Below are 13,847 nucleotides of genomic sequence, written 5' to 3' on the forward strand. Positions count from 1 at the left end.
CCACCCCACCCGCCCCGACATCCCCCAGCACCCGACCCCGCCGCCGGGCACGCCCGAGCCACCGCGCCACCCCCAGCCGACGTCCGGACCCGGAGTAGCGACCCCGTCCGGCCCGCCCGCCGCCCGGCCGGCACCCCAGGGCGAAGCGGCCCCGCAAGCCCCGGCTGCGCAGGGCGCCGAGGCGGCACGGCAACAGGACCCCGCCCGCCACGCCGAGCGCGCCCGCGCGACCGAGTCGCCCCAGAGGTCCGAGCCACCGCGCCATCCGCAGCCCATGTCCGGGAGCGGGGCGGCGGCCCCGTCCGGTCCGCCGCGCCCCGGCGAGCCGTCCACCCCAGCGGTCCCGCCCGCTGCCCGGCCGGCACCCCAGGGTGAGGCGGTTCCGCAGGCCCCGGCGGCGCGGGAGGCGGATGCGGCACGGCGGCAGGAAGCCGCGCGTCATGCCGAGCGCGTGCGTGCGGGTGAGTTGCTCCGTGCGGCTTCGGCCGGGAGCCCGTCCGATGACCAGTCGGTGCCGCGGAGCGAGGCGGCGCGGGAGACCGGGGTTTCCGTCGAGGGGTCGGTCGTGGGGGGTTCCCCTTCGCGGAAGACCGGGGGAGAGGACGGGGACAAGAAGGTCGCTGGGCAGCGCGTGGAGCCGGTGGTCCCCGCCGCGCGGACGGAGCCCGGCGAGCAGGACGTGCGGGACGCGCAGAACGAGCAGGCCGGACGGGACGCGCGAAACGAGCAGAACGAGCAGGACGCGCAGAACGAGCAGGCCGGGCGGGACGCGCAGAACGAGCAGGACGTGCGGGAGACGCGGCGGGATGTGCCGCGGCCTTGGGGGGGCGGTCGGCCGGAGGGGGTGGGGCCTACGCGGCCCGACATTCCCATGGTGCCCGGGGCCTTCGGGGCGCGGCCCGCCGAGACGCCTCGGATGGAGGCGCCCCGGCCTTGGTCGGAGGGGCTGTCCAAGCCGCGGCCCGCGGCGGACGGGCCCGCGTGGCCGCCCGCCGCAGGGGCCGTTCCGCCACCGCCCGCGGCGGAGGCTGTACCGCCTCCTGCGGCGGAGGCCGCGCCGCCTGCGGGGCCGGTCGAGGAGGAGGCGCCGCCGCGTGAGGTGCGGTCCCAGCCCGCGTCGCCCGTGCGGCCGCGGCCGCTGCCTCCGCCGCCCGCGCCTCCGCCGTCCGGTCCGGCGATAACGCCGCCGGACCCCGGGCACGAGGTCAGCGGCGGCGGGCTGCGGCGGCTCTTCCATGCCGTCAGCGGCGGGCACGGCGACGTCGACGCCGAGTACCAGCAGCGCCTGCAGCAGCCGTTCCACGGCACCCGGCACGTCGTCGTGCTCGGATGCACCGGCGGGGCGGGGCAGACGGTGACCGCGCTGATGCTCGGGCACACGTTCGCACAGCACAACGGGGAGCCCGTGGTCGCCATCGACGTGAACCCCGGGCCGGGCGCGCTGGCGCGGCGGACGCGCAGCGACACGAACGAGACCCTGACGGGACTCATCACCCGGGCCGACCAGGTCGGCAGCCTCACCGCGATGCGCCGGTACACCTCGCAGGCCAAGTCGGGGCTCGACGTCATCGCGGCGGGCAAGAACCCGCTGCAGGCACTCGACGACCGCGACTACGCGCTGGCCATCCGGACGATCGACAAGTTCTACTCCGTGACGCTCATCGACGCGGCGGCCGCGGTGGTCGCGCGGGTGCTGCCGTACGCCGACCAGATCGTCCTCGTGGCCCCGGCCAGCGCCGACGCGCCGCGGGCGGTCGCCATGACGTTCGAGTGGCTGGACGGCCACGGCTACGAGGAGCTGCGGTCCCGCGCGGTGACCGTCATCAACGGGGTGAGCCGCCGCAGCATGGACGACGTCGAGCAGGCCGAGGCCGTGGCGCGCGGTCGTTGCCGGGCGCTGGTGCGCATTCCGTGGGATGATCACCTGAGCATGGACCGCGCGCCGCGCAACGAGCTGAAATCGTTGCGGACGCCCACGCGGCGTGCCTATCTTGCCCTCGCCGGCGTGGTCGCCGGTGGTTTCAGCGTCATGCCCGAGCGTTACCAGGAGCTTCAGCAGGAGCAGGAGGCCACGCGATGAGCGCCCCTCGCGGGCATCGAGCGGAGACCGGGGCGGGAGGGGCGTTCCTGTCGGGCGCGCCTCACCTGGATCACCGCCCGGACCGGAAAGACTCTCTCCGGCACCCCTGCGCGGCCGCCTGGGCGCCGGGACAATGCGGTGTGGGGGTGACGGCGTGAGCAAGTCCAGCAGGCTGGCGGTGCGGTACTTCGACGACCGCGTGCTGTTCACCGACACCGCCGCCTGGGCGTACTTCCGGCTCCCCACGGTGTCGTACGAGTTCACCACCGGGGAGGAGCGCGAGGCGCTCGCCACCAACATCACCATCGCGCTCGCGGGCATCCGGATGCAGGACGCCGAGGTCCACCTGCGGATCGCGCACCGCACGTACCCGGCGGCGGACTGGGCGCTGGCACTGGACCGGACGTCCGACGGCGGGCCCGGCTGGCGGGAGTACCTGGAGGAGTCCTACGCGCACGTGTGGGCCCAGGACTTCTGGACCAAGGAGGTCTACCTCGGGGTCCGGCTAGGGCCGCGCGGCATGGGCGCGCAGCTGTCGGGCGGGGTGCTGAAGCAGTTCCTCGGGTTCTACAAGCGCAGCGAGAACGTCCTCGGCGTCCACGACGACGCGATCGACAAGAAGGAGATCGGCCGCTGGACGGACCAGGCCGAGCGGGTCGGGCGGGCACTCGGCGGATCGGCCCTGTACGCCCGGCACGCCACCTCGACCGAGGTGGCGTGGCTGTTCAAGCACGCGGTGTCGGGGTCGCTGGCCGACCCGCCGCCGTCCGCCGTCCCGCGCAGGACGTGGGGCAAGGGCGAGATCGAGGCGCTCGTCGAGGGCGCGATCCACAACGGGCGCTCCTACCTGCGGGTGGAGCAGCCGAACTTCACCGGCGCGGGCGGCGGCGCCACGGCGGCGTCCTATGTCGCGTACCTGTCGTTCGCCCGGTTCCCGGACATGATGCCGTTCCCGGACGGCGAGCCGTGGCTCCACTACGCCGACGCGCTCCCGTTCCCCGGTGGAGATCAGCGCGCGGATGAAGCTGATCCCGCCGGCGAAGGCGTCCAAGGACGTCTCGCGGAAGCTGGCGCACGCCCGCGACATGGACCAGCACATCCGCGAGGCGGGCGCGGAGGCGCCGATCGCGCTCGCGGAGCAGATCGACGCGGCGCGGATGCTGGAGCACGGCATCACCAAGGAGCGGCTGCCGTTCGTGTACGGCTGGCACCGGCTGATCGTGTCCGCCGCCACCGAGGACCTCCTCGGCCAGCGGGTGGACGCGGTGGTGGAGCACTACCGCGACATCGGCATCGACGTGGTCAACTCGACCGGCGACCAGTTCTCGCTGTTCCTGGAGTCGCTGCCCGGCGACCAGATCCGGCTGAACGCCTACGCGCAGCGCCAGCCGCTGCGGACGATCGCGGGCGGCATGCCGATCGCGACCGTCGACCTCGGCGACCGTCCCGCCCCCGAGCACGACGAGGGCTGGATCGGCCCGTACATCGGGGAGACGCTCGGCCGGGCCCGGTCCATCGTGCACTTCGACCCGCTGGTCGCCGCGGCCCGGAACCGCCCGACCGCCGTCGCGATCACCGGTGAGCCGGGCGGCGGCAAGACGACGCTGGCGCTGCTGCTGATCTACCAGATGGCGCTGCGCGGCGTCACGATCGCGGCGATCGACCCGAAGGGCGACGCCGAGTCGCTGGTGCAGCTGCTGAAGTCGCGGGGCCGCAAGGCCCGGATCCTCCCGCTCGGCTCGGCGGCGCCGGGCCTGCTCGACCCGTTCTCCTTCGGCGACGACCTCGCCACGAAGAAGATGATGGCGACCGAGACGCTGCGGCTGCTGCTGCCGCGGATGTCGGAGGAGCGCGAGTCCGCGATGATCCAGGCGGTCAGCGCGGTCGCCAACGCGGAGCGGCCCTCGCTCGGCCGCGTCGTCGACTACCTGGAGGGCACCGACGACCCGGCGTCCAAGAACCTCGGCGCGGTGCTGCGGTCGATGTCGGAGATGCACCTCGCGCGGCTGTGCTTCGACCCGTCCGGCGGGGAGCGCATCGACACCGCCGGCTGGACGACGGTGTTCACCCTCGGCGGCCTCACGCTGCCGGACGTCGCGATCTCCCGGGAGGACTACTCCTACGAGCAGCGGCTGTCGGTGGCGCTGATGTACCTGGTGTCGCAGTTCGCGCGGCGGCTGATGCACGGCCTCGACCGGCGGCTGCCCAAGGCGATCTTCCTGGACGAGGCGTGGGCGATCACGTCGACGCCGGAGGGCGCCAAGCTCGTGCCGGAGGTGTCGCGGATGGGGCGGTCCCGCAACACCGCGCTGATCCTCGTCTCCCAGAACGCGGGCGACCTGCTGAACGAGCAGGTCACCAACTGCCTGTCGTCGGTGTTCTCCTTCCGCTCCACCGAACGCGTCGAGGTCGGCAACGTCATGTCGCTGCTCGGCGTGGAGGCGTCCGACGAGCACAAGGCCGTGCTGCGCAACCTCGGCAACGGCGAATGCATCTTCCGCGACCTCGACGGCCGAGCGGGACGCATCGGCGTCGACCTGATCTCCGAGGAACTGCAGCGTTGGCTGGACACCAACCCGACCCGGTCCCGTCCGGGCTCGTCCGAACTGACCACCGCGGGGGCCGAGGCCGAGGAGGTCCGCAGATGAGGGGTCCCCGGTCCGGGACGGCGCGCCTGCAGCGCTCTCCCGGCGAAGGGCTCGACCGCGCGGGCCTCGGCCGCCGGCCCCGCCGGACCCGGCGGCGGCGTCCGCGTATCCGCCGCTCGGCACTGCTGCTGATCTTCATGGCGCTGTTCATGATGGGGCCGCTGTCGCCCGCGTCGGCGTCGATCCCGAATCCGGACCTGCCGACGCCGAACGACGCGTGCAGCCCGGCGGAGAACCCGGCGCCGGAGCTGTACGGGTCGGGCACCGACGGCATGATCAAGCCGCCGGACTACCCGAGCGAGAAGCTGAAGAACACCCCGGTCGAGAACCTGACGTACTACGACCGCTACGGCATGGCCGGGCAGTACTGGTACGCGGTCGACCTGGGCTGCTCGGACGCGGTGTCCATGATGGGCAACGCCGTCGCCAACACCGTGTTCACGCTCGTCCGGGCGATCGACCGGACCACGATCAGCGTCTACCAGGCGGCCGCGTCGCCGTCGCTGCTCGACTGGCTGAAGGACACCGTCGACGGCGTCATCAGCGACATGGGCGAGACGTTCAACGCGCGCTACTGGTCGTGGGTGGTCATCCTCGGCGCGATGTGGCTGGCGTGGTGGGGCCTCGTCCGCAAGCGGGCCAGCAAGGTCACCGAGGGCGTCATCTGGATGGTCGTCGCGATGGTGGCGCTCGTGTGGCTGATCGCGCGGCCGTCGGACTTCACGACGCTCGGGACGCAGACGTCGGAGGCGACGAGCGCCGCGTTCAACGCCGCGCTGCCGCAGAGCAACACCGGGGGAGGGGTGTGCGTCCCGACCCCCGGCGGCCGGGCTGATCCGGCGTCGGCGGAGAGCCTGGACGAGACGACCCGCAACGCGAACAAGCTGTGGGTGGCGCTCGTCTGCAAGCCGTGGCTCCAGGGCCAGTTCGGCACGACCGACCCCAACGCGGCGATCGTGAAGGAGAACGCCGACAAGCTGCTGTGGTCGCAGGCGGTCGACCTGCCGGAGGCGTACGGTCCCAACAACGAGGCCGACCTCGGGAAGAAGGCCGACGCCTACAAGGACGTCGCCGACAACATCAGGGAAGAGCATCCCGGCGCGTATCCGCTCTTCCAGGGCAAGAACTGGGAGAACCGGCTGGCGGTCGCGTTCGGCGGCCTGTTCGCGGCGCTCGTCGCGGGCATCCTGATCATGGTGATCGCGATCGCGCTGATCGTGGTGAAGATCGCGTTCCTGCTGCTGCTGGTCGCGGGGCCGATCTTCCTCGGCATCGGAATCCATCCGGGCATCGGCCGGGTGATCGCGATCAGATGGCTGGAACTGCTGCTGTCGATGCTGCTGAAACAGGCGGCGCTGATCGGGGTCCTGTCGCTGCTGCTGTGGGCGTACGGGCTGATCCTCGGTGAGGCGCTGCCGTGGGGCCTGCAGATCCTGCTCATCGCGCTGGTGACGTTCGCGGCGTTCGTCTACCGCCGCCCGTTCCAGCACCTGTTCTCGGCGGTCGGCTACGGCGCGGTCGGGGCGCGGGAGAAGAGCGAGGCGCAGCTCAACAGGTCCGTCTCGGAGGCGCGCCGCAGCACGCTGGCGGCGGCGACCGCGGCGACGGGCGGAGCCGGGGCGGGCATCGCCCGCTGGGCGAGGCGCGAGGCGACCTCCGAGGGCGTGGCCCCCGCGACGCAGGGCGACGTGGTGCCGGGTACGGCCGTGGCGGCCGACCGGCGGTCGGCCGGCGCGGGCGAGGGCCCGTCGCCGGAGGAGGCGCCGGTGCTGGCGGCCAAGCCGCGCGGCGCGGGTGCCGCGGCGGCGCAGCAGGGCCGGTCCCGGCGCGGCGCGCCGCCGCTGAACCTGCCGTCCCGCGCGGGCGCGTCCGGTGACCAGGGCGCGGACGGCGGCGTCACGGCGGGCGGCGGTGCGGGTGCCGGTACGGCCGGCGGGGTCGCGGGCGGCGTCGCCGGAGCCAGAGCGGGCGGCGGCGGACGGAAGACCGCGGGCGCGGGCTCCGGCACGGGCAACGCCCGCCCGACGTCCTGGACGGGACGCGGCGGCTCCGGCGGCGGCGTCACCGGCGGAGGCGGCTCGGGCGGCGGCCGCGGCGGCTCGGGCGGCAGCGGCGGCGGCTCGGGTGGCGGTTCCGGTGGCGGTTCCGGCGGCAACGGCTCCGGGAACGGCGCCGGCGGACGCGGCGGCTGGTTCGGCGGCAGCGGACGCTCGTCCGGCTCCAACGACCGCGGCCGGTCCCGCCCGGGCGGCGGCGGCGACGGCGGCTCGGGCGGCAGCGGCGGCGGCTCCGGCGGCGGTTCGGGCGGCGGCTCGAACGTCCCCAGGCCGCGGACCGGCGCGGGCGGCGGCGCCCCCTCCGCGTCCCAGCCGCAGGGCGACCGGCGGCCCCCGCCGCTGTGGAACCGCCGCGGCTCCCAGGAGGACCCGCCGATCCCGTTCTGGCTGCGTCCCGTGGACCGTCCGTCCGGTGAAGGGGGACGGGACGAGTGACCCTCGCCCGTCAGGTCTCCCGAGGATGAGGAAGACCGAGCGATGAACCTGAACGACCGGCGGCGGAAGCTGCTCTTCGCGGGGCTCGTGGTGGTCCTCGCGGCCATCGGCATCTACTTGACGGTCGCCGCGCCCGCGGGCGAGCCGGACGACGCGGACGCCCGCTCGGGCGGCGCGCCCGCCACGAGCGCCCCGGCCGGCCCGGCGTCGCCGCCGCCCGGGATCGAGGGCACGGTCAACGCGGGCGATTTCGACATCTACCGCCTGCTGCCGTTCTCCCGCCAGGAGTTCGCGACCGCCGCAGACCTGGCGCAGCGGTTCGTCTCCGCCTACGGGACGTACCGCTTCGACGAGACGCCCCAGACCTATGCCGCGCGGCTGTCGGGCCTGGCCACCGACGAGCTGGGCGCCCAGCTCGAACGGGACGCGGCGACCCCGGGGCTGCTGGAGGAGCGGCGCCGGAACGAGGTCGTCGCGGAGAGCACTGCCACGCTCGACCAGGTGCGCAACATCGAGAACAACTCGGTCGTGTTCGTGGTGACGGGCATGCAGAAGGTCACCAAGAGCGGCAGCGAGAGCACCGAGAACAGGCGGTACGCGGTGACGGTCGCGCGGGAGGGCGGCTCGCTGAAGGTGTACGCCTTCCAGCCCGCGGACGTGGGCCAGGCGGGTGACACGGGATGACGACGCGCCGCCTCCTGCTCGCCGGGGCGCTCGGCGTCGCGTCGCTGCTGTTCGTCGGGGTGGTCTTCATCCCGATCCTGTTCGGCGCGGGCCAGTTCATGTTCGGCGGCGGCGTGACGTCCAACTGCGTGGACGTCACGCGGGCCGGTTCCCAGCCCGACGCGGCGGACGACGCGCAGGCCATCCCCTCGAACTTCCTCGGCCTCTACCGGAAGGCGGGGGAGAAGTACGGCATCCCGTGGAACGTGCTCGCGGCCGTCGGCAAGGTCGAGACCGACCACGGCAGGTCGCGGCTCCCCGGCGTGAGCAGCGGTGAGAACTACGCGGGCGCGGGCGGCCCCATGCAGTTCCTCGCCCCCACCTTCAAGTCGTACGGGGTCGACGGCAACGGCGACGGCCGCAAGGACCGCTACGACCCGGAGGACGCGATCCCGTCCGCCGCCAACTACCTCAAGGCCTCCGGCGCCCCGGAGCGCATGCGCACCGCGATCTTCGCCTACAACCACTCGTGGGACTACGTGAACCTCGTCCTGGACTGGGCCAAGAAGTACGTGGGCGGCGAGTTCGAGGTCGTCCAGGCGAACGGCATCAACTGCGAGGACAACGAGCTGCCCTCGGACGTAGGCGGTCTCGTCCAGCGGATCATCAAGTTCGCGATGGCGCAGCGCGGCAAGCCCTACGTGTTCGGCGCCAACGGACCGGACGCGTGGGACTGCTCCAGCCTCATCCAGGGCGCCTACCGGACGGTCGGCCTCGACATCCCCCGCACGACCTTCCAGCAGTGGCCGTTCGGCGTGAAGGTCGACAAGGGCAAGGAGCAGCCCGGCGACCTGGTGTTCTTCAACTCGGGTCCGGGCACGTCGGCGAGCAATCCCGGCCATGTCGGCATGGTGATCGGCGACAACAAGATGATCGTGGCGAGCTGCTCGACGTGCGTGCCCGCGATCGGCGTGAAGCCCTACAAGCGCTCCGACTGGGTGGGCACGACCCGCCCGCTCGCCAGGCCCGACTTCAAGCGCAAGGTCAGCGAGCTGGCCGCCGACCGCCCGGGCGGCTGACGGACCCGGGACGGATAATGCGGCGGGGAATCGGCGTTCCGCGTGGCATGCTGATCGTCGTGGAGCCCGAGCTGACGATCCGCCTCGCCGACGAGCTGCTGATGTTCCTGCCCGCCACGCGGCGGGCGAGCGTGAGCCGCGTCGCCTGCGACGGAACCTCGACGCTGGGGCACCTCGTGGAGTCGCTCGGGGTGCCGCTGCCGGAGGCCGGCCCGATGACGGTCGGCGGCGAGCCCGCCGACCCGTCGATGCGCCCGGCCACCGGCGCCGACGTGCGCGTGGAGGCGGTGCCGCGCCCGCAGCCCGTCCCGCTGGAGCCGGGCCAGGACGCCCCGCGCTTCGTCCTCGACGTGCACCTGGGCACGCTCGCGCGCCGGATGCGCCTCCTCGGCCTCGACACGGCCTACCACAACGACATGGACGACCCGGCGCTGGTCGTCCAGGCCAACGAGGAGGGCCGCGTCCTGCTCACCCAGGACCGCGGGCTCCTCCGCCGCCGCGCACTGTGGTTCGGCGCGTACGTCCGCGGCTCCCGCCCGGACGACCAGCTCCGCGACGTCCTGGACCGGTTCGCGCCCGTCCTGCGCCCGTGGACCCGCTGCACCGCCTGCAACGGCGAACTCGTCCCGGTCGACAAACAGGAGATCGAGGACCACCTCGAGGCGGGCACGCGCCGCTCCTACGACGTCTACGGCCGCTGCGCGAACTGCGGTCAGCTCTACTGGCGGGGCGCCCACGGCGGCCACCTGGAGCGGATAGTCGAGGACGCGACACGCCTGCTCCAGTCCGTCCAGGAGGGACCGAGATGAAAAGGGCCGACCTGGTCATAGTCGGAGCGGCGATCCTCTCCGAAGGCCGCCTCCTGAGCGCCCAACGCGCCGAGCCACCGCACATGGCAGGCGGCTGGGAACTCCCGGGAGGCAAGGTCGACCCCGGCGAGTCAGACGAGAACGCCCTGATACGCGAGTGCCACGAGGAACTGAACATCAAGGTCAGCCTGCAAGCCCGAATAGGCGGCGACTGGCCCCTCTCCAACACAACCGTTCTCCGAGTCTGGACCGCCAAAATAATCGAAGGCGAACCCGAACCCCTAGAACACCTGGCCCTACGCTGGCTGACCCCAGCCGAGCTATACGACGTCGACTGGCTACCAGGCGACCGCCCAGTAATAGAGGCCCTAGCAACCCACGGCCTAACCTAACCCCACCCGCCCCCACAGCCAGCGCGCCCCCCACAAACGAACGTTGACTTGCGGCGTGTTGTTGTTACGGAACGCTCCGTAACAACAACACGCCGCAAGTCAACGAGTGGACCTTGATCGCGCGAGCACCCGAGTGCCGCCACCACCGACCAGCCGCACCGTCCGCGCCGACGTCAGCCCACGGACGCACGGGCATCAGCCACCACCGCAACCACGCAACAACCCCAACGGTCGCGATCGCGTCCGAAGGCAGGTTTCGAGCGAAGCAAGAAACCTGATCGCGCAGCGAGCCGCTAGGCGAGTCGAAGCGATGCAGCGATCGCACGTGTTTTTTGTTGGTTCGGGCCCCCAGGGCCCGAACCAACAAAAAACACAATAAATACGAGGGCTTCCTACCGCGCCGCAGGAAGCCCTCGTACGTCTCAGGTGATGCGGTTGGCGCCCGCGTAGTCGGAGCGGTCGGACAGTCTTGAGATCTTCACCACATCGCCGGTCCGGGGGGCGTGGACGTACTTGCCGTCGCTGAGGTAGATGCCCATGTGGTGGAGGCTGCCGCCGAAGTAGACGAGGTCGCCGGAGCGGAGCCGGTCTCGGGGGACCTTGGTGCCGAGGCCGTAGAGCGCGCCGGTGTAGTGGGGGAGGCCGCGTTTGCCGACCTGGGCGTAGGCCCAGACGACGAGTCCGGAGCAGTCGAAGCTGTTGGGGCCGGAGGCGGCCCACACGTAGGGGGATCCGAGTTTGCCGAGGGCCTTGCGGGCCATGTCGGCGGGGAGGTCGGAGCCCTTCACGGTGGCGCGGAGGCCGCTGCGGGGGTCGCTGACGCGGGTCGTGGTCAGCTTGTCGAGGCGCTTCATGACCTCGGCGACCTTTTTGCGGGCGGTTTCGCGGGCCGCCTTGGCGTCCGCGGTGGCCTTCTCGACCTGGGCGGTGGTGGCTTCGGCGGTGCGCTGCGCAACCTCGGCCTGCTGGATCTGCTTCTGCAGGGAGAGGACGGCGTTGGCCTGGCTCTGCGTGAGGAAGGCGCGTTCGGCGAGCCCCTCGGGGGAGCCGTCGGCGCCGAAGATCACGTCGGGTGCGCCGGTCATGTAGTTGACCGCGGCGAGCCGTCCTAGCTGCTCGCGGGCGGGGGCCGCCTGGGCGCGCAGGAGCGCGGCCTGCCTGGCGGCGGCGCGTTCGGCCTGCTGCGCCTTGCCGAGGTCGACGCGGGTCTTGTTGTACTTCTCGGTGAGGATCTCGGCCTCTTCGTTGAGCGCGTCCAGGCTCTTGCGCAGGCCCTCCTCCGTCGTCGGAGTGGGCGTCGGGGACAGCCGGGCCGTTGCGGCGGCGTGCGCGGTGACGGGTGAGGCGGTGCCGAGGCCGATCAGGAGCATCGTGGCCGTGGTGGCGGGCGCGATGCGGCGCCACCGTCGGGGGGCCGGTGCCAAGCCGGTCTTCTCCTCTCCTCGCGCGCCTACCGGGTTAGCTGACGGGTTCGGGCGGGGAGATCGCCCTACGACGTGCGTCGATTCACCCCAGGGACCTGGGTCCCCGGCTCTCCCGCACGCGGGAGATTAGGCGCTCCGGCCGCAGTCCCGGGGGCGGGACTCCGAACGACCGGATCTCGGGCAGATTACAAAGAACGAGCAAAGTTGGCGAATCGGGGGCCTCGGGACGGACCGGACGGCCGCTGCAGGGCGGGCGGCGGGCGCGGGCAAGTAGAATGGTTCAGTGCCGCGCTCTGCGGCGATCCCCGTTCTCTCAGCCAAGGCGAGCCTCGCATGCCCAACTCCACGCGCGACGACCTCCGTAACGTAGCGATCGTCGCCCACGTCGACCACGGGAAGACGACGCTCGTCGACGCCATGCTCTGGCAGTCCGGGGCCTTCCGCGAGAACCAGCAGGTCGACGACCGGGTGATGGACTCCGACGATCTGGAGCGCGAGAAGGGCATCACCATTCTCGCCAAGAACACCGCGGTCCTGCACAACGGGATGACGATCAACATCATCGACACCCCGGGCCACGCCGACTTCGGCGGCGAGGTGGAGCGCGGGCTGTCCATGGTGGACGGCGTCGTCCTGCTGGTGGACGCCAGCGAGGGCCCGCTCCCGCAGACCCGGTTCGTGCTGCGCAAGGCCCTCGCCGCGCGGCTTCCGGTGATCCTGGTCGTGAACAAGACCGACCGCCCCGACGCCCGCATCGACGAGGTCGTGGACGAGACCTACGAGCTGTTCATGGACCTCGACGCCGACGAGGAGCAGATCGACTTCCCGATCGTCTACGCGTCGGGGCGCGCCGGGCGGGCCTCGCTGGAGAAGCCGGGCGACGGCGACATGCCGGAGGGCGAGGACCTGGAGCCGCTGTTCAAGGTCATCACCGAGACGATCCCGGCGCCGTCCTACGACCCGGACGTCCCGCTGCGGGCGCACGTCACCAACCTGGACGCCTCCAGCTACCTCGGCCGGATCGCGCTGTGCCGGGTGCACGCCGGGACGATCAAGAAGGGGCAGCAGGTCGCGTGGTGCCGGCATGACGGCACGGTCGAGCGCGTGAAGATCACCGAGCTGCTGATGACCGAGGCGCTCACCCGCAAGCCCGCGCGGGAGGCGGGGCCGGGCGACATCATCGCGATCGCCGGCATCCCCGACATCATGATCGGCGACACCATCGCCGACGCGGACGACCCGCGCCCGCTGCCGCTGATCACCGTGGACGAGCCCGCGATCTCGATGACGATCGGCACGAACACCGGGCCGATGGCGGGACGCGAGAAGGGCACCAAGGTCACCGCCCGGATGGTCAAGGACCGGCTGGACCGCGAGCTCGTCGGCAACGTGTCGATCCGGGTGCTGCCGACCGAGCGGCCCGACACGTGGGAGGTGCAGGGCCGCGGCGAGCTGGCCCTGGCGATCCTGGTGGAGAACATGCGCCGCGAGGGCTACGAGCTGACGGTCGGCAAGCCGCAGGTGGTCGCGAAGGTCATCGACGGCCGCAAGCACGAGCCGGTCGAGCGGCTCACCGTCGACATCCCCGAGGACCATCTCGGCGCCGTCACGCAGTTGCTGGCCGTCCGCAAAGGCCGGATGGTCCAGATGACCAACCACGGCACCGGCTGGATCCGGCTGGAGTTCCTGGTCCCGGCGCGCGGCCTGATCGGGTTCCGCACCGAGTTCATGACCGAGACCCGGGGCACCGGCATGCTGCACCACGTGTTCGAGTCCTACGAGCCCTGGTTCGGGGAGCTGCGGACCCGCCCGTCCGGGTCCCTCGTCGCCGACCGGGCCGGCGCCGCCACCGCGTACGCGATCATGAACCTGCAGGAGCGCGGGACGTTCTTCGTCGGTCCGACGACCGAGGTGTACGAGGGCATGATCGTCGGGGAGAACTCCCGGGCCGACGACATGGACGTCAACATCACCAAGGAGAAGAAGCTCACGAACATGCGGTCGTCCACCGGTGACGAGCTGGAGCGGCTCACCCCGCCGCGGCAGCTGTCGCTGGAGGAGGCGCTGGAGTTCTGCCGCGAGGACGAGTGCGTCGAGGTGACGCCGCGCTTCGTCCGCATCCGCAAGGTCGTGCTGGACGCCAAGGAGCGCGAGCGCACGCGCGCCCGCACCAAGCGCGCCGGCTGACACCCGCCGGGCGGCCGGCACGACCCGGCCAACCAACGACAGAGGGCGGCCCCCCGGTTCACCGAACCGGGGG

Annotated in this window: 8 protein-coding genes, 1 pseudogene and 1 riboswitch; of the genes and pseudogenes, 8 read left to right on the top strand and 1 reads right to left on the bottom strand. The window is 72.3% G+C overall.

Annotation, left to right across the window (positions count from 1 at the left end; translation table 11 throughout):
- Window positions 1–565: 565 nt before the first annotated feature.
- The 7 genes and pseudogenes from IEZ03_RS33150 (at window position 566) to IEZ03_RS33180 (ending at window position 10,163) form a co-directional block, all read left to right on the top strand.
- Window positions 566–2,080, top strand: a complete 1,515-nt coding sequence (locus tag IEZ03_RS33150; protein WP_189241264.1) for a MinD/ParA family ATP-binding protein — start codon at window positions 566–568, stop codon at window positions 2,078–2,080.
- 133 nt (window positions 2,081–2,213) lie between these two features.
- A pseudogene (locus IEZ03_RS33155) lies at window positions 2,214–4,728 on the top strand (ATP-binding protein).
- The gene (locus tag IEZ03_RS33160; RefSeq protein WP_184881273.1) at window positions 4,725–7,220 is read left to right on the top strand and encodes a type IV secretion system protein; all 2,496 of its coding nucleotides are present in this window, start codon (window positions 4,725–4,727) and stop codon (window positions 7,218–7,220) included. The pseudogene IEZ03_RS33155 and the gene IEZ03_RS33160 overlap by 4 nt, the downstream one beginning before the upstream one ends.
- Window positions 7,221–7,262: 42 nt before the next feature.
- On the top strand, window positions 7,263–7,904 hold the full coding sequence (locus IEZ03_RS33165) for a hypothetical protein (protein WP_184881274.1): 642 nt from the start codon (window positions 7,263–7,265) through the stop codon (window positions 7,902–7,904).
- On the top strand, window positions 7,901–8,962 hold the full coding sequence (locus tag IEZ03_RS33170) for a C40 family peptidase (protein WP_184881276.1): 1,062 nt from the start codon (window positions 7,901–7,903) through the stop codon (window positions 8,960–8,962). The genes IEZ03_RS33165 and IEZ03_RS33170 overlap by 4 nt, the downstream gene beginning before the upstream one ends.
- Before the next feature lie 47 nt (window positions 8,963–9,009).
- Window positions 9,010–9,771 carry a Mut7-C RNAse domain-containing protein gene (locus IEZ03_RS33175; RefSeq protein WP_184881278.1) on the top strand — a complete coding sequence of 254 codons (762 nt, stop codon included), beginning with the start codon at window positions 9,010–9,012 and terminating at the stop codon, window positions 9,769–9,771.
- On the top strand, window positions 9,768–10,163 hold the full coding sequence (locus tag IEZ03_RS33180; RefSeq protein ID WP_184881280.1) for a (deoxy)nucleoside triphosphate pyrophosphohydrolase: 396 nt from the start codon (window positions 9,768–9,770) through the stop codon (window positions 10,161–10,163). Before IEZ03_RS33175 ends, IEZ03_RS33180 begins: the two co-directional genes overlap by 4 nt.
- A 422-nt stretch (window positions 10,164–10,585) precedes the next feature.
- Here the strand turns inward: IEZ03_RS33180 and IEZ03_RS33185 are convergent, their stop codons facing one another.
- Window positions 10,586–11,587, bottom strand: coding sequence for a C40 family peptidase (locus IEZ03_RS33185; protein ID WP_229808731.1), 1,002 nt, complete (start codon window positions 11,585–11,587; stop codon window positions 10,586–10,588).
- A 7-nt stretch (window positions 11,588–11,594) separates the two neighbouring features.
- Window positions 11,595–11,730: riboswitch (cyclic di-AMP (ydaO/yuaA leader) on the bottom strand.
- Between the two features lie 190 nt (window positions 11,731–11,920).
- Between IEZ03_RS33185 and typA the strand changes: the two genes are divergently transcribed.
- The gene (gene typA, locus IEZ03_RS33190) at window positions 11,921–13,774 is read left to right on the top strand and encodes a translational GTPase TypA (protein ID WP_184881282.1); all 1,854 of its coding nucleotides are present in this window, start codon (window positions 11,921–11,923) and stop codon (window positions 13,772–13,774) included.
- The last annotated feature ends 73 nt before the right edge of the window (window positions 13,775–13,847 follow it).

The organism is Actinomadura livida (genome assembly GCF_014648675.1).
Taxonomy (GTDB): Bacteria; Actinomycetota; Actinomycetes; order Streptosporangiales; family Streptosporangiaceae; genus Spirillospora; species Spirillospora livida.